General features: G+C 52.8%; 19 protein-coding genes and 1 pseudogene. 10 read left to right on the forward strand and 10 right to left on the reverse strand.

From position 1 onward, the window contains the following. Window positions 1-9 precede the first annotated feature (9 nt). Together LEP6406_RS26660 and LEP6406_RS0205245 are read right to left on the reverse strand one after the other, a co-directional pair. The gene (locus LEP6406_RS26660; protein ID WP_008310603.1) at window positions 10-1,917 is read right to left on the reverse strand and encodes a putative bifunctional diguanylate cyclase/phosphodiesterase; all 1,908 of its coding nucleotides are present in this window, start codon (window positions 1,915-1,917) and stop codon (window positions 10-12) included. A 971-nt stretch (window positions 1,918-2,888) separates the two neighbouring features. Then, window positions 2,889-5,873: a chemotaxis protein CheB gene (locus LEP6406_RS0205245; protein WP_008310606.1), complete on the reverse strand. Its 2,985-nt coding sequence runs from the start codon at window positions 5,871-5,873 to the stop codon at window positions 2,889-2,891. Window positions 5,874-6,079: 206 nt separating this feature from the next. On the opposite strand from LEP6406_RS0205245, the gene serS reads away from it, so the two are divergent. Continuing rightward, the gene (gene serS / locus LEP6406_RS0205250) at window positions 6,080-7,357 is read left to right on the forward strand and encodes a serine--tRNA ligase (RefSeq protein WP_008310607.1); all 1,278 of its coding nucleotides are present in this window, start codon (window positions 6,080-6,082) and stop codon (window positions 7,355-7,357) included. Window positions 7,358-7,394: 37 nt separating this feature from the next. On the opposite strand, the gene LEP6406_RS26665 is transcribed toward serS, so the two are convergent. Next, on the reverse strand, window positions 7,395-8,018 hold the full coding sequence (locus tag LEP6406_RS26665) for an IS982 family transposase (RefSeq protein WP_008310610.1): 624 nt from the start codon (window positions 8,016-8,018) through the stop codon (window positions 7,395-7,397). Window positions 8,019-8,088: 70 nt separating this feature from the next. Here LEP6406_RS26665 and LEP6406_RS26670 point away from each other — a divergent pair, with 70 nt between their 5' ends. Next, the gene (locus LEP6406_RS26670; RefSeq protein ID WP_008310612.1) at window positions 8,089-8,460 is read left to right on the forward strand and encodes a transposase; all 372 of its coding nucleotides are present in this window, start codon (window positions 8,089-8,091) and stop codon (window positions 8,458-8,460) included. A 41-nt stretch (window positions 8,461-8,501) separates the two neighbouring features. Here the strand turns inward: LEP6406_RS26670 and LEP6406_RS0205265 are convergent. From LEP6406_RS0205265 to LEP6406_RS32665, 4 genes and pseudogenes are all read right to left on the reverse strand, one after another. Beyond that, a pseudogene (locus tag LEP6406_RS0205265) lies at window positions 8,502-9,043 on the reverse strand (helix-turn-helix domain-containing protein); the annotation flags it as partial. Between the two features lie 404 nt (window positions 9,044-9,447). After that, window positions 9,448-9,795 (reverse strand): DUF5615 family PIN-like protein, encoded by a 348-nt coding sequence (locus LEP6406_RS0205270; RefSeq protein ID WP_027268859.1) that lies wholly within the window; start codon window positions 9,793-9,795, stop codon window positions 9,448-9,450. Between the two features lie 10 nt (window positions 9,796-9,805). Then, entirely contained in the window at window positions 9,806-10,243 is a 438-nt protein-coding gene (locus LEP6406_RS0205275; RefSeq protein WP_225886419.1) for a DUF433 domain-containing protein, read from the reverse strand. Between the two features lie 84 nt (window positions 10,244-10,327). Next, complete coding sequence (locus tag LEP6406_RS32665; RefSeq protein WP_008316927.1) at window positions 10,328-10,480, reverse strand: hypothetical protein; 153 nt, start codon at window positions 10,478-10,480, stop codon at window positions 10,328-10,330. Between the two features lie 280 nt (window positions 10,481-10,760). Here LEP6406_RS32665 and LEP6406_RS0205285 point away from each other — a divergent pair, with 280 nt between their 5' ends. The 3 genes from LEP6406_RS0205285 (at window position 10,761) to LEP6406_RS29985 (ending at window position 14,273) form a co-directional block, all read left to right on the forward strand. Continuing rightward, window positions 10,761-10,976 (forward strand): hypothetical protein, encoded by a 216-nt coding sequence (locus LEP6406_RS0205285; protein ID WP_008316926.1) that lies wholly within the window; start codon window positions 10,761-10,763, stop codon window positions 10,974-10,976. After that, entirely contained in the window at window positions 10,964-11,410 is a 447-nt protein-coding gene (locus tag LEP6406_RS0205290; RefSeq protein WP_008316924.1) for a type II toxin-antitoxin system VapC family toxin, read from the forward strand. Before LEP6406_RS0205285 ends, LEP6406_RS0205290 begins: the two co-directional genes overlap by 13 nt. A gap of 310 nt (window positions 11,411-11,720) precedes the next feature. Next, a complete protein-coding gene (locus tag LEP6406_RS29985; protein WP_008316922.1) occupies window positions 11,721-14,273 on the forward strand; it encodes a DEAD/DEAH box helicase family protein in 2,553 nt (850 codons plus the stop codon). An 88-nt stretch (window positions 14,274-14,361) separates the two neighbouring features. Here the strand turns inward: LEP6406_RS29985 and LEP6406_RS30915 are convergent, their stop codons facing one another. Both LEP6406_RS30915 and LEP6406_RS0205300 read right to left on the reverse strand, forming a co-directional pair. Beyond that, window positions 14,362-14,499, reverse strand: coding sequence for a hypothetical protein (locus LEP6406_RS30915; RefSeq protein WP_008316920.1), 138 nt, complete (start codon window positions 14,497-14,499; stop codon window positions 14,362-14,364). Further along, complete coding sequence (locus tag LEP6406_RS0205300) at window positions 14,496-14,924, reverse strand: hypothetical protein (RefSeq protein ID WP_008316918.1); 429 nt, start codon at window positions 14,922-14,924, stop codon at window positions 14,496-14,498. The genes LEP6406_RS30915 and LEP6406_RS0205300 overlap by 4 nt, the downstream gene beginning before the upstream one ends. A 477-nt stretch (window positions 14,925-15,401) precedes the next feature. On the opposite strand from LEP6406_RS0205300, the gene LEP6406_RS0205305 reads away from it, so the two are divergent. The 5 genes from LEP6406_RS0205305 to recF all read left to right on the forward strand — a co-directional run bounded on the left by LEP6406_RS0205305 (window position 15,402) and on the right by recF (window position 18,830). Next, on the forward strand, window positions 15,402-15,614 hold the full coding sequence (locus LEP6406_RS0205305; protein ID WP_027268860.1) for a hypothetical protein: 213 nt from the start codon (window positions 15,402-15,404) through the stop codon (window positions 15,612-15,614). Window positions 15,615-15,629: 15 nt separating this feature from the next. After that, on the forward strand, window positions 15,630-16,052 hold the full coding sequence (locus tag LEP6406_RS0205310; RefSeq protein ID WP_008316829.1) for a type II toxin-antitoxin system VapC family toxin: 423 nt from the start codon (window positions 15,630-15,632) through the stop codon (window positions 16,050-16,052). A 331-nt stretch (window positions 16,053-16,383) separates the two neighbouring features. Beyond that, on the forward strand, window positions 16,384-16,719 hold the full coding sequence (locus LEP6406_RS0205315; protein ID WP_008316832.1) for a DUF6883 domain-containing protein: 336 nt from the start codon (window positions 16,384-16,386) through the stop codon (window positions 16,717-16,719). After that, window positions 16,712-17,038 (forward strand): DUF4926 domain-containing protein, encoded by a 327-nt coding sequence (locus LEP6406_RS0205320; RefSeq protein WP_008316833.1) that lies wholly within the window; start codon window positions 16,712-16,714, stop codon window positions 17,036-17,038. The genes LEP6406_RS0205315 and LEP6406_RS0205320 overlap by 8 nt, the downstream gene beginning before the upstream one ends. 661 nt (window positions 17,039-17,699) lie before the next feature. Next, on the forward strand, window positions 17,700-18,830 hold the full coding sequence (gene recF, locus LEP6406_RS0205325; RefSeq protein ID WP_008316836.1) for a DNA replication/repair protein RecF: 1,131 nt from the start codon (window positions 17,700-17,702) through the stop codon (window positions 18,828-18,830). A gap of 173 nt (window positions 18,831-19,003) precedes the next feature. Here recF and dprA read toward each other — a convergent pair whose 3' ends face one another. Then, entirely contained in the window at window positions 19,004-20,155 is a 1,152-nt protein-coding gene (gene dprA, locus LEP6406_RS0205330) for a DNA-processing protein DprA (RefSeq protein ID WP_008316837.1), read from the reverse strand. Window positions 20,156-20,274: the final 119 nt, after the last annotated feature.

Raw genomic sequence — 20,274 nt, forward strand, 5'->3', positions numbered from 1 at the left:
ATGAACGCACTAGGCAGATTGATGCTCAAGTTGGTTGCGATGCTGGGTCAAGAAATCAATCGCCCCCGCTTCGCTCAGGGGATGGCTGAACCAGTAGCCCTGCATGTGCGCACAGCCGAGGGAATTGAGGAGAGTGGCTTGGGCTTCGGTTTCTACCCCCTCCGCTACCACATCTAAAAATAGACCCTGGGCAAGGGCAATAATTGCGATCGCAATCGCTTGGTCTGGAGGACTGTCCACCAACTCAGTAATAAAGGAGCGATCGATCTTCAACCGATCCAGGGGCAGCACCTTCAACGCATGGAGAGCAGAGTAGCCCGTGCCAAAATCATCAAGGCTGATTTTCACCCCCATTACCCTCAGTTGCGCCATCATCTCTTGGCTGGCCTTGAGCTTGCGGAGAGCCACCGTCTCTGTAATTTCTAGCTCCAGGCAGGTGGGATCGTAGTTAACCGCCTCAACCGCCCGCTGAATTTGGGCCATCAACTGAGGATGGTGAAACTGTCTCGCCGAAAGATTGATCCCCAAAGTTAGATGACCAAAGCCGAGGGAATGCCAAATCTGGGCTTGGGCGATGCCCATACTCAAAACCCACTCACCGATGGCAATAATTAACCCCGTCCGTTCCGCTAACTTCAGAAAGGATTCTGGCGACAGCAGTCCGAGGCGAGGATGTTGCCAACGTAGTAAAGCTTCCATCCCCACCACGCTTCCCGTGACACTGTCCAACTGGGGCTGAAAATAGAGGCGGAACTCTCGATTGCCGAGAGCCTGATACAATTCATTTTCCAGCAGCAAGGCTTCAGCGGCATCGGCATTCATACTAGCCGTATAAAACCGATAGGTATTCCGACCCGCATCCTTCGCCTGGTATAGGGTGACATCGGCATGGCGCAGTAATGTCTCCGCATCGCGGCCATCGTGGGGAAACAGGCTCACCCCAATACTGGTACTGATATGCAGGGGATGACTGTGAATCTCAAAGGGCTCCCGCAGACTCTCCAACACCCGTTCACAGGCATCCGCTACAGCCTCCGCCGTTTCGACTGGGTGCAAAATCACCGTAAATTCATCTCCACCCCAACGCACCAGCGTGTCTCCTTCTCGGAAACAGGTGCTCAATCGCTGGGCCACTTCCTGCAACAGCAGATCACCCACAGCATGGCCCAGGGTGTCGTTAATCGCCTTGAATTCATCTAAATCTAGGAATAGCAGCGCCACAAGGGCCTGCTGGCGATCTGCTTGAGCCAAGACCTGGGGTAAGCAGGCATTAAAGAAGGCCCGGTTGGGCAGCCCGGTGAGGGTATCGTAAAACGCCTGGTGGCGAATCGTTGCCTCCGTTTGTTTTTGTTGAGTGATGTCGCGAAAAAGCCAGCGAAAGCTGGAAACTTTGCCAGCGAGATCGCGGGTAATCGACAAGGTGAGCGCCCCCTCAAAGGGGGGATCATGACGGGGGCAGATCTGGACATGCCAGTCTTTCATTCGGGGTTTGTCAGAGCCATTAAAGCGGCACAGCTCTAGGAGTTTTGTATGGAACTCTGCTCGGGCCTCCTCTGTAACAAACAACACCAGCGGTTTCCCGATCAAAAAATCCTGGGACGCTTGCAGCATAGACGCGATCGCATAATTCGCCTCCTGAATGATCCCCTTACGGTCGGTGACGATGTAGCCATCGGGGGCCAAGTCAAACAGATCTTGATAGCGCTGGCGCTCCACCCTCAGATCATGGTGGGTGCGGACGAGGGCTTGATTTTGAAGCTGGAGTTCCTCGTCAGAGGTCTGCAACTCCTCCAGAACAAAATAGAGTTCCTTCAGAGCCTCCGACATCAAATCATGCTGCACCGGGTTTTCTGTCGCCCGCTGACGGAGCAGTAAGGCCCGCTGATATACGGCTTCGATCTGTAGGGAAATGCTCATATTTTAATCGCCTGTGTTAAAAGGGTATCGAACAAAAGCTTGAAATCTTGAAGTAATGTTTGAAAAAAGCTTGAAATAATGTTTGATTGAGTGATGCGACGTAACCCTTCACCTCCCCCCTACCCTCGAACGAGGGATCAAGGGTGGTAGTGGTTTAGCCGAGGGAGGAGTGAATTGCTCCAATCCAAAAGATGAAGAGTGAGGTGCTACGGCCTCAAAGATAAGATCCAGCCATGGCAATATTCATCCTTAGGAGAATAGCTAGAAGAAGCCAGAGTCTTGTCAGATCAGATCTTCAGGACTTTTGGTGTACTTCGTAGTTCCAATAAGGGACTTTCAGGAAAATAAACTACCCGCTGATCGGGCTTGCTCCCTGGAGAGCCATTACATGTTGGCGCAGCCTGTCTGAAAGACATACGACTTCGCTCAGCCCTCGATCACTGAAGCCTCGATTACTGAAGATTGAGCGAAGTCGTTCGCGTAGCGTCTCCCGAAGGGAGAAAACCGGGCCACTGGGGACACTATTAACCCGCAGATCCCTAACCGCCATAAACTATATCTAGCCGTCGTAGTGTGGGTTAAGAAGCGTTCGTGCAGCGTCTCCACACTGACACAACTGTCCGCCACCTACATCCGCCATTGGGTCAGGAAACCTGAACCCTACATTCAATGAAAATTTAATGAAAGAATGAAACCCAACTTAGGGACGCGATCAAGGTGAGGGCGTCACCTCATTGCGATAGAAAGGATCTAAATGCTAATTAAGCAAAAACTCATCTGCAATCCTTACTCTGTCTTGGATTCGCGGATCTGACCTCTATGTTCAACCCATCGCTTGCCGGAACACACAGTTGATGTCCGATGGGGAATTAAGATACTGAAGAGATGTACATTGCCTACATCTCAGTCTTACCATGTATAAGATGCTGTGCCGGTAAAGATTCAAGTCTATTTCTGGAAAAATCTCAGAATTAAGACTGGGGATCACTAATATCTTCAATGGCTAGGAGAATCAGTCGCTGGCCCTCCCCTTGGATCATCTCAGAGGCATTGAGCAATAGAGTTCTCGGCCCGATCTGCTCAAAGTCGTGGATGATCTCAAAGTCTTTAATTTGCTGATGGTGGGGCAAAATATCTTCTAACAGTGCTCGAAACTGGGGATTGTTCCATTGACCATTCCCCAACTCAAGGATGGAGCGGTTTTCCGTCTGACTGGGTGCCACCTGAAAAAGATCATAAAATTTCTGATTTGCCGTCACCACATGCAGATCACTATTGAGCACCACCAGCGCTTCCCGCACCGTTTGCACAATTGCCTCAGCATAGTTCCGCGCCGCCTCTAATTCCTTCCTACTTCGTTCTAGGGCGTCAATATCCACCAGTACCACCACCGCCCCATCCATGCGATTATCCACCGTGAGATAGGGCCGAATCCGCAAGTCATACCAGTGCCCACCCTGAGATTGCACCGTTTGATTTGACACGGCAAGAGTATCGATAACGGTGGTGATTTTCTGCTCTAGATCCCCAATTTTAAGAGTATGATTTATATTGCTAAAGGGACGATCAATATCACTGTCAATCAGATTAAAAATGATGCCGGCAACGGGGGTAAAGCGGCGAATGCGTAGCCCTCGATCCAATATTAAGATGGGAATACTTATGCCGCTCAATAGATTCTGAAAATCATTGTTAATCAGCGTCGCTTCCGCATTGCGTCGGTACAATTCTTCGTTAATGGTGCTGAGTTCTTCATTGGTCGCCTGAACCTCCTCCTTAGCGGTTTGCAACTCTTCATTTGTACTTTGGAGTTCCTCATTACTAGAGAGTACCTCCTCATTAGCGACCCGAAAATCCTGGTTGGTGGCCTCCTGCTCCTCAATGATGGCTTGAAGATGCTCACTAGTGGTGGCTAATTCCTGCTGGAGTCGCTGAACTTCTGAGCGGTCTGCCCTAGACAATTGGGCCTGCTTTGGATCTAGATCTACCCCATTCTTCTGATCTGGCGATACGGTGATCTGGGTCTTAAACAACACCAAAAAGTACTTTTCCTGAATCCCTGCGGGTTGAAAGGGAATCACATCTAGGCGAATGTGTCGGATCCCCATAGGGGCATCACTCGATTGGATCTCCTCCTCCCTTAGGGGAATATCCATTTTGCTAACGGTTTGGTCCGTCTGTTTAGCCTGATGCAGTGCCGTTTGGAGTTCCAATCTTAGGCTTTCCTTAGCCATCTTGATTAGATTTAGGCTGGCTCTTCCTGGTGCAGGCTCTAGATAAGCCCCGGTTTGGCCTCGAAATTGCACAATATCGTAATGGGGATTGACCACGACCCCCACCGACCCATAATGGGCCAAGGCAACCTGATCTGCTGTCTCGTATAGTGCCCTGTCGCTGGCTTTTCCTTTGCTTCGATTGACCTGGGGTGTTGCAAATCTAGGGGGTTCACTACTGGCGATGAAGTTCATATTCAATGGTCGTGAGGAATATTGCTTGGTATAGAGTTTTTGCTTGCTCTCTACCACTGCAAATTGATCAGAAAATTCCCCGACACTTTCTGATGTTCCTAGGAGCAAAAATCCCGTGGGCTTGAGGCCATAGTGAAACATAGGCAAGACTTGCCCTTGCAACGTTGAGCCAAAGTAAATCAAAACATTGCGACAGCTAATCAGGTCTAGATTGGAAAAAGGCGGATCACTAATTAAGTCTTGGCGCGCAAAGATACATAGCTCCCGCACGTTGGTTTGTACCTTATAGCCGTTTTCCACCGGCACAAAGAATTGTTTGAGCTGATCAGGGGAAACATTCGCTACCTTATTGTGGGAATACACCCCCAAGCGGGCAAATTCGATGGCGGAGTCACTGACATCGGTGGCGAAAATCTGGATCCCAGGGGCATCGGTGCGGTGGCGCAAAAACTCCAGCAGCGAGATGGCAATGGAGTAGGCTTCTTCTCCTGTGGAGCAGCCCGCCACCCAAATTCGGATCGGAGTCTGGGGGGAACGATTTTTTGCGATCGCAGGAAAGACATGACGCTTGAGTGCCGCAAAAGCTTCCTCATCGCGAAAAAAGCTGGTGACGTGAATCAAGATCTCCTGGTGCAGTGCCTGCACCTCCTCCGGATGCTTTCGCAGATATCGCCCATAGTCCTCTAGGTGCTGTAGGCGGTAGAGGGCCATCCGCCGGAAGATCCGCCGCCTGAGGGTGGTGGGTTTATAGTGCTGAAAATCGACCCGCGTGGCAGTTTTCAGCAGCCCCAGGATCATCGAGAAGACTTCCTGTTCACTGCTGGAGGTGGAAGCCAGGTTTTCAGGTTTGGCCGTGGAGACATAGGGATGGTGACTAATCTTGGCCAGTTCTTGGGCGATCTCCTCTGGCAACAGCACAAAGTCCACCTGCCCCGTCGCGATCGCCTGACTTGGCATACTCCTCACCTGGGCCGATGTCTCGGTCTGGGCAAAGGTAATCCCCCCCGCTGCCTTGATCGCCTCTAGCCCCAAAGTGCCGTCAGAGTCTCCCCCCGACAGCACCACACCGATGGCTTTGTTGTGGCGGTCCATTGCCAAGGACTCAAAAAAGGTATCAATGGTCTTGCTGGTGCCATGAACTTTTACTCGGGGGACAAGATGTAATTTCCCCCCCTCTAGGGTCATGGTGGTATTGGGGGGGATCACGTAGACATGGTTGGGGGCGATCGCCATCCCATCCTGAGCATCACCCACCGGCATCGATGTCGTCCTTGCCAAAATCTCGCTCAGAAAGCTGTCATGGCTGGGATCTAAATGCTGCACCAAGACAAACCCCATGCCTGTGTCGTTAGGCAGGTGGCTCAGCAATTGAGTAAAGGCTTCCAACCCCCCCGCCGACGCCCCAATGCCCACAATGGGAAATAGGGTTGTAGAAGGCTCGGAGGACTGGGGAGTCGTGGCCTTCCCACTGGTATCAGATTCGGGCATAGGGGCAGAGGAATCAGCGGCAGACGATGACATAGGGGGGTATTCCCGTGTAGGCGGAAGTGAGGAGTCTGCTGGGCAACGGCGGAAATCGCTTTTTGTTCACCCAATCTCTGCGGCCTGCGACGGCTTTGGGTTTACTATACTGGCTGCGCCATACTGGTTCGCGCTTTAATTCGCCTTAACTATTCCGTTTTCAGTGGAACGCCGTGCTGGATCTCAAGCAAATTCGACAACAGTTTGACCCCACCCAATCGGCCCTGAGCCGTCGGGGAACCTACGATCTCGCCCCCCTGCGGGATCTTGACCAGCAACAGCGATCGCTCGAAACACTGCGATCGCACCTCCAAGCCCGCAGCAACGAAGTGGGCAAAGCCGTGGGCCAGCGCATCCGCGAAGGAGCCGACCCCAATGGTCCCGAGGTGCAGGCTCTGCGGGACGAAGGCAACGCCGTCAAAGCCCAACTGGCCGACCTGGATCCTCAGGAAAGAGCCCTGAAGACGGAGATTGAGGCCATTTTGCTGGGGTTGCCCAACCTGCCCAGCGCCACCACCCCCGACGGCCAGGACGAGGGCGAAAATGTCGAGGTGCGCCGTTGGGGAGACGAATACCTGCCCCAGGGGGACGCCTTCAAGCCCCACTGGGAAATTGGGGAAGCCCTGGGCATCCTCAACTTTGAGCGCTCCGCCAAAATTGCCCAGAGTCGCTTTGTTACCCTGGTGGGCCTAGGGGCAGCCCTAGAGCGAGCCCTCTTCACCTTCATGCTAGATCGCCACACCCGGCACGGCTACACCGAGGTCATGCCCCCCTACTTGGTCAACTCCACCTCGCTCCAAGCGTCAGGCCAGTTGCCCAAGTTCCGAGAAGAGAGTTTCCAGTGCAAAGACGATGACCTGTGGCTTTCCCCCACGGCGGAGGTGCCCGTCACCAATCTGCACCGGGACGAAATTCTATCCGCCACCGATCTGCCCCTCCACTACTGCGCCTATACCCCCTGCTTCCGGCGGGAGGCAGGCAGCTACGGGCGCGACACGCGGGGGTTGATTCGCCTGCACCAGTTCAACAAAGTGGAAATGTACAAGTTCGTCCACCCCGACACCTCGGAGGCAGAGCATCAGGCTCTCGTCGCCGATGCAGAGGCAATTCTGCAAGCCCTGAAGCTGCCCTACCGGGTGATTGAACTCTGTACCGGGGACTTAGGCTTTTCCGCCAACAAGACCTACGACCTGGAGGTGTGGCTCCCCTCCTCCGGCACCTACCGGGAGATCTCCAGTTGCTCCAACTGCGGTGATTTCCAAGCCCGCCGCGCCAATATCCGCTTCAAGGAACCAGGCCAGAAGGGCACCCAGTTTGTTCACACCCTCAATGGCTCGGGGCTGGCCATCGGGCGCACTATGGCGGCGGTGCTAGAGAACTACCAGAAACCCGACGGCACGGTGCAGGTGCCAGAGGTGCTCCAGCCCTATTTGCAGCGCCAGTGGCTCTAGGGGCTGGCAGAAGGCAGTTTTGTAACCTGAGTTCGGGTTAAGCGGCTTGAGGAAGAGCAAAGTCAAGATTGAGCGACGGCTTCTTGGGCTGATGGCAGTAAGCAATCAAGCCATAGATGACATTGACCATGAAATTGGTGGGGCTGCGATGCCGAGAATGCTCAATCTGGGAAATGTTTTTGAGCTGGTCAATGATGGTCTCAACAATGGAGCGCTTGCGGGCCAGTAACTTGTCCGTAAAGCGCATCAGTTGATTTTTCATATTGCGCTTGGATTTGGCAAAGAACTCAATGCCATAGGTTTCAAAGAGGGTGTTAGCCAACGCCTTAGACACATAACCACGGTCGGCAAAGACCTTGCCATAGCAGCCTTTGAGCAAGCTCTCCACTGGCTTACGGTCATCAGTATTGCCCGGTGTGATCTCAATATTGAGCAACTCGCCCTGGTCATTCACGACCAGATGGAGTTTGAAGCCAAAGAACCAATCCACCGAGATTTTGCCACGAGCCGCTATGCCTCGGAAGACTTTGTGGCGGCGGATGCGACGGTTATGACAAACCTTCAGGCTGCTGCTATCGATGAAGCTAATGCCACTACAGGTGCCAAAGCAGTGTTTCAGATACACACACAGGGGCAGCAGGGCCGAGGGGGTCCATTCCACGTCAATCTGGTGTCAGGCATGATCGCCTACGCCTACCACCCCGATAAGCCCTCGCTGGGCATCCCTAACGATGAGCTTAAAGCCCTGCCACAAGCAGCTTTTTAACTGTCGAACTCACGTTAACCAAGCCCTAGCCACTTTTGCTGAGCAAGTCGGGGCTAGCCCTCATCAGCAGATCCTGTTGGTGATCGATGGAGCCGGATGGCACACCAGTAAAGACCTGGTCGTGCCGGACAGCATTCATCTGGAGATATTACCCCCCTACTCACCCGAGTTGCAGCCGGCAGAACGGCTCTGGCGACTCGCCGATGAACCCTTAGTTAATCGCTGCTTTGACACTCTCAGTGATCTCGAGTATGTCCTTGAGGCCCGCTGCCGCACGTTGCTGTCAATGCAATCCGAGATTAAAGCCCTGACCAACTATCACTGGTGGCCCGTATGACAAGTCCAATCATTGCGGGGGTATGCTACTCGGATTTAGTATAAAACCACTTCCATCTGAGCCACAAAGCGTGGCAAGTCCCGTTCTGGGATGCAAAAACGTTCTACTTTCCAAGGGCGTAACTTGTTTTTTTTAACGTCCGTCGCACCGTCTCTCGCGAGATCTGCGCCACAATTTGTCGGGCTTTCAACTGCTGGGTGAGCAGTTCGAGTGTCCAGCGGGTGCGTCCCTCAGGGGCTTCAGAACAGCACAGGGCAATGATTTGAGCCTCCAAATGCCCATCCACCACCGGGGCAACTGGCGGTGTTGCTCGGACTCGTCGGTTGAGCGCTGGTTGTTCCCCGTCCGCTAAGAAGCGGTAGCGAATCCGTCCCACCGTGTTGCGGTGCAGATTGAGTGCTGCTGCAATCTCCTCATCCGTCCAGTGTCTGGTTGCCCACTCTCCCTCGTCCGCCATCAGTAGAACTTGGGCATGGAGGATTTTCTTGGCAGGGGCGTGACCATTGCGACTGATGTCTTCCAATCGGTGGCGTTGCTCAGCACTTAAACAAATTTTATTTTCATCTTTTTTCCCGCGCCCCATTGTAAAACTCCTGCATCGACACTTCTTATTGCACTATTTTAGCTGTGTCGATCCACCACAAAAGCCGATCTTCTGTAATTCTCATTTCCCAGGGGACAAGTTCCTAGGCCATGACTTTACTCCGTGGCCAGCCTCCCTATCTAGGAACCCGTCCCCTTTGCCAATCTGGGCTGCGAGACTGGGCTAGAATCGAGCCATCTGGAGGGGAGATTCTGGACAATGGGGTTAGTCATTTCCGAATCCCTATCCATTATGGCCTTGAAGATTTTCGGCAAGACCTGAGAACCCTAGAAGTCAATGATTGGCGATGATCGTCGTTAGTAAATCTGTGGGAGAGCGGCTGCAATGAGAGTAGGGCTGCAAGTGACAGGGGTATTGGGAGTTTTACAGTTGGCATAGGGTTCCTATAGGGGCAAGAATTCAACATGATTGACGAAGTCTGCTATGTCGCAAGCGTTGGCGATGAACTCTAAATCACGAATACAGTCACCAATACTTGCGAGTTGCTGATGGCTGTAGACAATGCCACTGAAAGCTTGTCCTGATTCTAAATAGGCGTTAGCGATCGCAAAGAAGTCATCATCACGGGTAAACAGAACCCGCTGTAATTCCCCCGCCCTTACCAGCACACTGGGGTCATCTAAGCCCGCGCGATGATCTTCTTGGACGGTTAAAACATCAACATTGCGTAGCCGCAGCCCCAAGGTGATTTGGCGGGGCACTTGTTCGTCCATGTAAAAGCTGATGGTCACCTGATCAACCCTATGGTTGGAGCTTTGCCACGATCGATGGGGGAGCGGTGGCTTGCTGTTGCTTGGCTAGGGCAAGGCGGCGATCGATATCGGCATCAATGTCTGCTTTGTGATCCCAGTAGTAAGCCAGGGCGGAATAAATCTGGCTCATGGTGATATGGGGGTATTGAAAGTGCAGTTCTGCTGGACTCCAGCCGTAGGTGAGGTGGGAGGTCACGAGCTCTACCACTTTCATGGTGGTTTCGGCGATATGGGGAACGCCATCATCCTTAAGCCTGATGTACTTATACTCGGTGGACTGATGGGTGGTTTCAAGCATGGCGTTGTTTGCGATGTTGACCAAGTCAGCTATGTCGAGTGTAACCGCTCCATGGTGGCGACAGGTTTCATTTAGGAGATAGCAGATTTCCCTGATAGGGCGGCTGTTCTGGATGTTTTGGGCACCCACTGCTCTCGGTTCCAGGCGGAAGAGCCGCCCCCGGAGGCTCCCAGCCAGAGGCTGGGAGCCAGGGCAAATGGAAAAGGAAGAAATTCAAAAATCCTCGTCTTCGTCGATGGGTTGCAGGTCTTGCTGCACCCAGTTTCGCCAAACGCCTAACACTTCGGCACTGGCTCCTGCCTGCACCAGGGCAGTGGTGACAGGCCCAGGATCTTGTTTGAGGTGGGGGAAGGTGAGTAACAACATGGCGATAGGACAGGTTTGCTGGGTCGGCGTGCCTTGACCCAGCCTACAAATTCTGTCTCTGCCCAGGGGACGGGTTCCTAGAGGGGAGGCTGGCTACGGAGTAAAGTCGTGGTCTAGGAACCCGTCCCCTTTGCCAATTCGGGCTGGGAGATTGGGCTAGGATCAAGCCATCTGGAGGGGAGATTCTGGACAATGGACTTAGTCATTACTTAAGCAGAAGAGAAAGTTGGATCTGTTAGTAATGTGGCATGATTGGCGGTAGAGCTATTAAACGAAGAATATGGCTACCTATCAAGATATCCGTCGCCAAGTTGAGAATCTTACCCCAAATGAGCAACTTCGTTTACTAGAAGAGTTGGCTGGGATAGTACGTCACCGTATGCTTCTCAAGCCCAAGCGTAGCATTATGGAATTGGAAGGACTAGGAAAAAAAACCTGGTATGGGATTGATGCTCAAGAGTACGTTAACCAGGAGCGTACTTCATGGAATGGCTGATGCAACTGCAAGGTCAAGTTGTGGGCTTGGATACTGCACCACTCATTTACTTGATTGAGCAAAATGAGACATATTTGGAGCTTGTTCGTGCCTTTTTTGGGGCGATGAGTCAAGGTGAGTTTCAAGTTGTTACGTCTACGTTGACGCTGACCGAAGTTTTAGTCCATCCACTACGCTCAGGCAATGTAGAACTTGCTGGCCAGTATCGCGATATTTTTCTTGACCAAGAGAACTTATTTACGCTACCTGTTTCTGTTGAGATTGCCGAAATTACCGCCCAGTTAAGAGCAACACAAAACTTGCGAACTCCAGATGCAATCCAGATTGCATCTGCTATGCAAGGAGGTGCCATGTTTTTCTTGACTAATGATATCCATTTGGCTGCTGTCTCTGATTTGGAAGTCTTGGTTTTGGATGCTCTTCAGACTGCATAGTTCAGTTGACGTAGGCTGGGTCAAACGAAGCTTCGCGATCTCAGGCGGCAGAGCCGCTCCCGGAGGCTCCCAGCCAGAGGCTAGGGGCCAGGGCAAATGGAAGAGGAAGAAATTCAAACCTCCTCGTCTTCGTCGATGTAGGCTGGGTCAAACGAAGTGAGACCCAGCATCAGGACAGGCTTGCTGGGTCGGCGTGCCTTGACCCAGCCTACAAATTCTGACTAGGAGCCAGGACGATGGTGAAACCCTTGTGGGATAGTTGCAGAGGATCTGGGAATTCTGGCTTTAGCTATAGCCCCCAGGTTTCAAGATGGCAGCCCCAACTTCTCCTGAGCACATCGAATACTTGTGCAAAATCTATGACCTGACAGCACGAAGGCCCACAGGACATACTCCATTTGCGCACCAAAGCGAGGCCCTTAGGGCACTACATCAATGGTTTACCCAAAAGCCAGCCCAACCCGGCGGCATTTTGGCCCTGCCGACAGGGGGCGGTAAAACCTTTACTGCATGGCATTTTCTCTGCCGGGGGCCATTATCTGAAGGCTACAAAGTCCTGTGGTTAGCCCATACCCATCACCTGCTAGAGCAAGCCTTCTATAGCTTGGAACGAGAGGTTGGGCATATTCAGCAACGCAAAACTCTGACTGTCCGTGTAGTCTCAGGTACTAAAGGACATTTCAAAGCAGCGGAGATCAAACCAGAGGATGATGTTGTAATTGCCACTCTGCAAACTGCCCGCAATGCCTACAACAACAATCAGAAAGCATTTCACGCCTTCATTAAGTCAGCGGGCCACAAATTGTTTGTGGTTTTCGATGAGGCCCATCATGCTCCGGCAACGAGCTACTGCCAATTGCTCAATAGTTTTCGCGATCGCTCACCCAAGCACTTTCTACTAGGTCTAACTGCAACCCCAACTTACAACAATGCTAGCAAAAAGGGATGGTTAGCGAAACTCTTCCAGCAGAGAGTTTTATATACAGTTAATGTAGATAGACTTATCCAAGAAGGGATTCTAGCAAAGCCCATCTACGAACATGAAAACACCCAAGTAGATGTGGAGCTAAAGGAAGAACAATATCGAAAATGGATGCAGGCAAGTCGCGATCTTCCCGATGACATCGTGACTCAATTGGCGAAAAACAAAGGTCGCAATGAATTGATCGCAGAAGTTTACGCCAGAAACGCAAAGCGGTATGGCAAAACCATCATCTTTGCAGATCGCAGAGCTCAATGCGTTTATTTAAAAGAGGCTCTACAACGAAGAGACATCAAAGCTGATTTCATGTTTACGTATGTAGAAACAGAGCCAGCCACAGCAGATGAGCGCAACAAAATAGACAAGACCCATAACAAAGAGGTTCTAGAAAAGTTCAAGAGAGGTGAAATTCAGGTTTTAATCAACGTTCAAATGTTGACCACTGGAACGGACATTCCAGATGTAGAATCAGTCTTTTTGACTCGACAAACCACCAGCCAAATTTTATTAACCCAAATGGTGGGTCGGGCCTTGCGAGGGCCGAAGGCTGGAGGTACTGAGCAGGCTTATATCGTCTGCTTTATTGACAACTGGCAACAGGTGATTGACTGGGCAAAATTTGATGACTTAGAAGGTGGTATCGAGATTGGTGATCGACCACCTACCAAGCCCAAAGAGATTGAATATATTTCGCTTGATTTAATTCGCAAGTTAGCCCAAGTAGAATTTGAGGTGACACCAGGGCCATTCTTAAGCCTTATTCCTATCGGCTGGTATCTCACGGAAATTGAACTGGTTGACAACAACGAAGATTCAGAAGTAGTTCAGCGCCTCGCCATGGTGTTTGAGCATGAAAAGGATGCCTACAGTCACAGTATCGACTTCTTCCAAAGAATGAGCCCAGAAGATCTGGATAATTTAGTGCACGTTGACTACGAAAAGGAGCCAGATAGTCATTCGATATTTTCGATAATGGAGCGCTTCTTCCCAAATACTGAAGGGAACCAAAATCGCCTGCTGACGAACCTGTATCAAATCGCAAAGCACATTGCTCAAAACGGCGAAGAGCCAGAATGGTTTGATTTCGATGCTCGCAAAGAACATGATCTAGATTTGATTGCCCAGGACAGTATTGCTAGGGATCTTCGCATGAGTGAGATCGAAGAATTTCTGGCAAGCGAATATTCACGTGAAGACAGATTTTGGCAAGTATTTTATAAGAATCTTGCCAACTTCAGAGTTTATTTTGATGCTTGTGTAAGGAGAGTTAAGCAGTTAGGTATAGAACCACCTAATCCGCCCGGTGGCGAGGGAGTCGGGCCATCAACGACAGAATTAGACGAGGCGACTAAGGAACAAGTTAAAGAACGCGATTATTCTCAATGTCAATGTTGCGGTACTGACAAGTGGTTGCAGGTAGATCACATCAACCCTAAATTCCATGGTGGCACTCATGATTTAGAAAATCTCCAGATGCTTTGTCGGGCATGTAATCAGAAAAAAGGCATTGAAGAAATCAACTTCCGCAAGCACCAATCGCCACTGTCAAAACCTAGCAACCCATTTCCAAACGAACTTCTCAAAGTTCAGAACGTGTATTCAATGACGCAATGGGAAAGATGCTTGCGTAAGAGTATCAACTTCTTTTATCAAGCGGCAGTAGTAAAAGGGATTCGGCGGGTTGATGATTTTGAACATGCAACCGAGACTGGTAAACGCTGGGAGGTGTATCTGTATCCCGAAAATGATCCCAAATGGATTCAACCCCACCTCAAGACAATAGCAGCGAACATTCGTCGAGAAACTTACTGTGTAGGCATCCAGCAACCCACCCGAATTGTAATTAGCAACGGCAAGGTGACGGTTACGTCTGAAAGTTAGTCCTTCCTGACAAGATTGCAATGGGAGCGCAAGGGCGTTTGTTTGAGAAGAGTAATGCTTTCGCCGCAATCTTCCATTTTTGAACTCATTACAGCGGTAGCAGGCAGTGCAGGATATGTTCCATGACCAGGGGCATTCCAGTTAGCCGCGATGACGCTTGGCAATATTCACAGCGATGACTGGCTTCCTCAATCACCTGCCGCCGCAGGTCAGCAGCAATGCTCATGCTGGCGTGGGTAAATCAGCCAGCTTAGGCAACTTGTGTCCCCGCCATCGCAGCAGCGACCAGGCGTAGGCTTTACGCAACATGAGATGATCCGCAGCCTGTCTTAGGGCAGTCAATTCCTGGGTTTCTTCCGCAGAAAGTTGGGCCGTTTCATTCTTTTGCAAAAGCTCAGTGTGGCGATCGCTTTGGGCCGGGTGAGTTTGGGCTTGGACAATCGTCAGCAACTCATCAGTGCTCAAGGCTTGCATCGCCAACAACTCGGTCTTCTGTAGCTCGGGCGGCGCATTCTCAGCCGAGGGGGGCAGATTACCCAGCACACTTTGAGCCACCAACGTCTCGATTGATTGCTGCGTGGCCGCAGCGATGCGCATCAGTTGACGCATCACAGGCTCCGGCAATTCGATGGTAATTTGCTGCGTCAGCATAGGTGCGATCGCGGTAGCAGGTGAAGATTTGAGGTTGCAGGCGCAGGTGCGTGGCACCTCAGAACTGTGATCAGTATCCGGGCTACGGGGGGTGCAGCAGCGGCCCTTGGGTTAATCACACTCTCTGGCTTCATCCTAATGGTAAGCGTCCTAGACATGTCGTTGGTTGAGGATAGTGTCCTGCCGATGAAGCGACAGGACTGTCAATTATTTGCATCCAGGGGACGGGTTCCTGGGTCATGGCGTTGCTTCGTAGCCAGCCCCCTTTCTAGGAACCCGTCCCCTTTTCCTAGGCTACCCCTGGGCACCCCCCGCTGAGGCTCTGCCTCTCAGAAACCCGTCCCCTTTCCCCCGCCCCCAGGGAACGGGAGGCAGAGCCAGCCCCCGCAGGCTCTCAGCCATCGGCACCACATTGAGATGCACCCCTGCGATCGCTATATTCGCTATATAATGTCAGCAGCTTTCATGCTTGCTGCCATGACTTCTCAACAACTCGAAGAGCGCTCCCAGCACCTCGAAGCGCGAGTTGCAGCCCTAGAAACAGAACTGGCGCAGCTCAGGCAGGTGTTGTCTGCATTTCTGCAAAAGCCAACCCCCTGGTGGTCAGCGATCGCAGGCAGCTTTGAAAATGATCCTACCTTTGATGCCGCGATCAACTTTGGGCAAGACTGGCGCAAGACCGCCGATTAGGTAGCCTGCTGCGGTATGTATATCTTTGATACTGACCACCTCAGCTTCATTCAGCGTAAAAACCCAGCAGGCCAACGCATTCTACAAAGACTTGCTGCCATTAAAGGAGCCGAGGTAGCAGTCACCGTCATCACTTACGAAGAGCAGCTTAGAGGGCGGCTGCGGGTCGTCGCTGGGGCAAAAACAGTCGAAGAGCAAGTTTCTGCTTACCACTGGCTACAACAACTTGCCCTTGATTACAGTGTGATTACCATTGTGCCCTTCGACACCAATGCCGCTCAAGCTTATGTACGGTTACGAAAAGCCTACCCTCGCCTCGGCACAATGGATCTGAAAATTGCTGCGATCGCGATTTCACTCCAAGCAACTCTTCTGACCCGCAACACCTCAGATTTTAAGCAAGTAGCAGACTTGTTAGTTGAAGACTGGTCAGCATGACAGGCATCAGTGCTATCTCTGCCATAGCTGCGATCGCCCTGCGCGCAGTGAGGCCCACCAACCCATTGATACAATAATGAGGCCATAACCTTTGACCCAGGGGACGGGTTCCTAGGCCACAGTTTTACTTCGTAGCCAGCCCCCTTTCCAGGAACCCGTCCCCTTCGCCCAGCAGGACTGGTGGGGTAGATTTGGCACTGTATCCTCTAAAACATGGCTAAATCAGCGGGGAGAGATCGCGATCGCTCTTCATGCAGCAGGTGAACTCTGGCGTGTGTCCTCCAAGGACAAAGTGATACATTAGGCAAAAACAGGGTGATATTTAAGGCAAATGACTTTCCTGGTACAGGATGCGATCATTTCCGAGGAGAAGCTGACACAGTACCTACTCATTCCATTGCCCAAGGATGATAAGTCTAAGTTTTTAGAGCAGGCAGGCTATTCTCTGAAAAATTGGCATCAGCTTGAGCAAGATCTACGTTCGCAAGTATTGACAAAGTCTGCTGAACTGGTCGAGACCAATCGCTTTGGTAAAAAGTATCGTATTCGAGCCTGCCTCAAGGGTGTCAATGGCGTTGAGTTGAATGTTTTAACCATCTGGATGGTCACGACTGAGGCAACAAAATTTGTGACATTAGTGCCAGACAAGGGGGCGGATCATGAGTGATAAATATTCTTTATTCTCCAAGGTTGCCTTAGCGATCGATTTACCGGAACACAATCTAAAAAGAGGAAGTGTTGCCACTATCGTTGAGCACTACCCTATGGCTGATGGCGAGGAAGATGGCTACAGTCTGGAAGGATTCAACGTACCTAATATCACCGTGGAAGTAATCGCATCACAAATTATCCCAGTACATCAATGGGAACAAGAGGCGGAAATTCTGGCTAAGTTGCGTCAATTATCTCCAGCCCGGTTACTTCAGATTGAGGAATACATCGACTTTATGCTGCAAAAAGATGCAGTAGGTCGAAAAAGTGCATGATCACTAATTTCTGCAAAAATCCTCGTCTTTACCCCTGGTGCCCAGGCAGAGCCTAGGCCCCCCCGCTGAGGCTCTGTCTCTCGATCCCAGGCGGCTCCCAGCCAGAGGCTAGGAGCCAGGACGAACAGTGCTGGGGTTAAAAGGCTTCACGGGGCAAACTGATCCTTTAGCGCTGATAATGCCGTTGCGCCATCCAGTAACGGGTGAACGTGACGGGAAAGATACTGGCGGTTGGGATGGGCAGGGTTGAGCGCTTCAATGGAACCATGTCACAGTGGACCAGGTTGAAAAGATGGGGCATAGGCAAACACGCTGGTCTGGATTTGCAGGCGTCAGTAAATGTGCGATCGCATAGAGTGTACCGGGGGGAGCCGGTAGGGTTCCGCAGACTCCAACACCATCTCTAGATTTGAGCGAAGATTTCCAGCATCCTCCATTGGGCGCGGGCACCGCACCCCTACGGCGACATCCTGCATGGGACATGAGCACCGCACCCCTACGGCGACATCTTCCATGGGACGCGGGCACTACGGCGACATCCTGCATTGGGCGCGGAAACCGCGCCCCTACCGGAAAATTCAATTCAAAACTCAAAACTCAAAACTTAAAACTTAAAATTCCTAGACCCTGTCACCTGTCACCTACTCCCCCACTCCCCTCCATGTACCTCAAGACCCTACAACTGAGGCAGTTTCGCAACTACGGGGCACAGGCCGTGGAGTTCACAGCTCCTAAGACAATCCTGCTGGGGGACAATGCCCAGGGCAAATCCAATCTGCTGGAGTCGGTGGAGCTACTGGCCACCCTCAAATCCCATCGCACCAGCCGCGATCGCGATTTGATTCAATCGGGGGCGACCCTGGCCCAGATCACCGCCACAGTGGATCGGGAAGTGGGCTGGGCGGATCTGGGACTGGTGCTGCGGCAGGCGGGTCGCCGCACCGCTAGCCGCAGTGGCGAAAAGCTACGGCGGCAGGTAGACTTTCTCGGGGCGTTGAATGCGGTGCAGTTCTCCAGCCTAGACCTGGATTTAGTCCGGGGGGGACCGGGGGAGCGGCGGGTGTGGCTCGATACCCTGCTAATGCAGCTAGAGCCCGTCTACGCCAGTATTCTGGCGGAATACAACCAGGCGTTGAAACAGCGCAATGCCCTACTGCGGCGCGCAGAGGACCGATCGCCAGACCCTACCCAGATGGCCCTGTGGGATGCCCAACTGGCCACCCTGGGGACGCGGGTGATGCGGCGGCGATCGCGGGGGCTGGCCCGATTGGCTCCCTTAGCCGAAACCTGGCACCGGGACATCAGCGGACAGACGGAGGGACTGCGGGTGGACTACCAGCCCAATGTGCCCCTAGAGGGGGATGAGCCGGGGGAGATTCAAGCCGCCTTTTTGGACAAGATTCGACAACGCGCGATCGCGGAGCAAATGCAGCACACCAGCCTCGTCGGTCCCCATCGCGATGACATTGCCTTCACCATCAACGACACCCCCGCTCGCCAGTACGGCTCCCAAGGGCAGCAGCGGACCCTCGTGCTGGCCCTCAAACTGGCGGAACTGAAGTTGATTGAGTCGGTGGTGGGGGAGCCGCCCCTGCTGCTGCTGGATGATGTCTTGGCGGAACTCGACCTGAATCGCCAAAACCAGCTCCTCGACACCATCCAAGACCGCTTTCAAACCCTGATTACCACCACCCATCTGGGCTCCTTCGATGCCCAGTGGCTCAATTCCTCTCAAATTCTGACGGTGCAGGCTGGCCACATCACCGCTGCGGCCACTGTCCTCCAGCCCTGAGATGGGCTCTGTCGGGTGGGCACTGCACCGCACCTGGTTCTCGGGCATCAACGTAACTGCCGAGGAATTCAGGAGTTAGGAGCCAGAAGCCAGGAGGGTACTGAATTCTAGCTCCTAACTCCTAACTCCTCCCCAGGAGATTTGTCCCCCTTTGAGTTGATACCCTGTCCTCATCAGGAAGCCCGCTGGTAGCGGCTTCCCGGTAGTTGGTTCACCAACCCCATCAGCTCTAGCTGGGTTAGGGCGCTGAGCACCTCCCCTGTGGTCAAGGGCTGGGCTTGGATCACAATGGCATCCAAGGTCAGGGGCTCTCCCTGTAATACTTGCCAGACCTGCAACAGCGGTGGAGCCAGGTCCGGGGGAGGCAGAGGGGTGGGGGGTGGGGAGGCGGTAGATCCTGGTTCTCCATCCACCGGGATCGCCCCCATGGCGGCGACCAGGGTGTCTTCCTCTAGGACCAGTTGCGCCCCTTGATTCACCAGTTCCAAACAGCCTCGGCTGCGGGGATTATCTAGGGAACCGGGGAGCACATACACATCGCGGCCATAGTCATTGGCAAGGCGGGCGGTGATCAGGGCTCCCGATTTGGCTGGGGCTTCGGTGACCAGCACGGCCCGACTAATCCCGGCAATGATGCGGTTACGGCGGGGAAAGTGGGCGCGATCTGGACCAGTGCCGGGGGGATATTCGCTGAGTAAAAGACCCCGATCTGCGATCGCGCGATGCAAATCCCGATTAACGCTGGGGTACACCACATCTACCCCCGTCCCGAGGACGGCAATGGTGGCTCCCTGGTGTTCTAGGCAGCTCTGATGGGCTTCACGATCGATGCCATCCGCTAGCCCTGAAACCACCGTCACCCCTGCCCGACTCAGGGCAACCGTAATGCGGCGGGTCCAGCGTCGTCCGTAGTCCGAGGGACTGCGAGTTCCCACAATACCCACCGCAGGGCGGATCTGGCATTGACTCAGGAGCGCCAAATCCCCCTGGTAGTAGAGCACCGGAGGCGGATCGGCGATTTCAAATAGCAGGGCAGGGTAGGCGGCATCAGCGGGAGTCAGATAGGCCCCCGGCGCAGCGGGCACGACGGGCTGAATTTGGGTTAGATCTCGCTGGTGACGCTGCTGGGCAATGGCCCCCGCCAATTTAGCCCCGATGCCCTCAACCGCCTGGAGCGACAGCGCATCCGCCATCCAGGCATCCGCCAGCGAGCCAAAGTGATCGTGCAACCGTTTGAGGGTGACGGGGCCAACCCCATCAATGCGGCTCCAGGCCCACCACAATACCCGTTCTGATACCGTTGATGCCAAGGTCGTTGATGCCAAGGTCGTTGATGCCAAATTGGTTCCGAGGAATTCAGGAGTCAGGAGCCAGAATCCAGTACTCTCCTAGATTTTGGCTCCTAACTCCTAACTCCTCCCCAAGAGATTTGTCCCGCTTTGAG

The organism is Leptolyngbya sp. PCC 6406, from assembly GCF_000332095.2.
Classification (GTDB): domain Bacteria; phylum Cyanobacteriota; class Cyanobacteriia; order Phormidesmidales; family Phormidesmidaceae; genus PCC-6406.

What these genes read in the sequence shown, in the direction of transcription:
- LEP6406_RS0205300 (WP_008316918.1), bottom strand. Translation starts at nt 14,924, where the DNA reads ATGCTGACGCAGCAAATTACCATCGAATTGCCGGAGCCTGTGATGCGT.
- LEP6406_RS0205285 (WP_008316926.1), top strand. Translation starts at nt 10,761, where the DNA reads ATGGCTACCTATCAAGATATCCGTCGCCAAGTTGAGAATCTTACCCCA.
- LEP6406_RS26670 (WP_008310612.1), top strand. Translation starts at nt 8,089, where the DNA reads ATGAGCTTAAAGCCCTGCCACAAGCAGCTTTTTAACTGTCGAACTCAC.
- LEP6406_RS32665 (WP_008316927.1), bottom strand. Translation starts at nt 10,480, where the DNA reads ATGTTGTTACTCACCTTCCCCCACCTCAAACAAGATCCTGGGCCTGTC.
- LEP6406_RS26660 (WP_008310603.1), bottom strand. Translation starts at nt 1,917, where the DNA reads ATGAGCATTTCCCTACAGATCGAAGCCGTATATCAGCGGGCCTTACTG.
- LEP6406_RS0205245 (WP_008310606.1), bottom strand. Translation starts at nt 5,873, where the DNA reads ATGCCCGAATCTGATACCAGTGGGAAGGCCACGACTCCCCAGTCCTCC.
- LEP6406_RS29985 (WP_008316922.1), top strand. Translation starts at nt 11,721, where the DNA reads ATGGCAGCCCCAACTTCTCCTGAGCACATCGAATACTTGTGCAAAATC.
- recF (WP_008316836.1), top strand. Translation starts at nt 17,700, where the DNA reads ATGTACCTCAAGACCCTACAACTGAGGCAGTTTCGCAACTACGGGGCA.
- LEP6406_RS0205310 (WP_008316829.1), top strand. Translation starts at nt 15,630, where the DNA reads ATGTATATCTTTGATACTGACCACCTCAGCTTCATTCAGCGTAAAAAC.
- LEP6406_RS0205290 (WP_008316924.1), top strand. Translation starts at nt 10,964, where the DNA reads ATGGAATGGCTGATGCAACTGCAAGGTCAAGTTGTGGGCTTGGATACT.
- LEP6406_RS0205305 (WP_027268860.1), top strand. Translation starts at nt 15,402, where the DNA reads ATGACTTCTCAACAACTCGAAGAGCGCTCCCAGCACCTCGAAGCGCGA.
- LEP6406_RS30915 (WP_008316920.1), bottom strand. Translation starts at nt 14,499, where the DNA reads ATGAGCATTGCTGCTGACCTGCGGCGGCAGGTGATTGAGGAAGCCAGT.
- LEP6406_RS0205320 (WP_008316833.1), top strand. Translation starts at nt 16,712, where the DNA reads ATGAGTGATAAATATTCTTTATTCTCCAAGGTTGCCTTAGCGATCGAT.
- LEP6406_RS0205315 (WP_008316832.1), top strand. Translation starts at nt 16,384, where the DNA reads ATGACTTTCCTGGTACAGGATGCGATCATTTCCGAGGAGAAGCTGACA.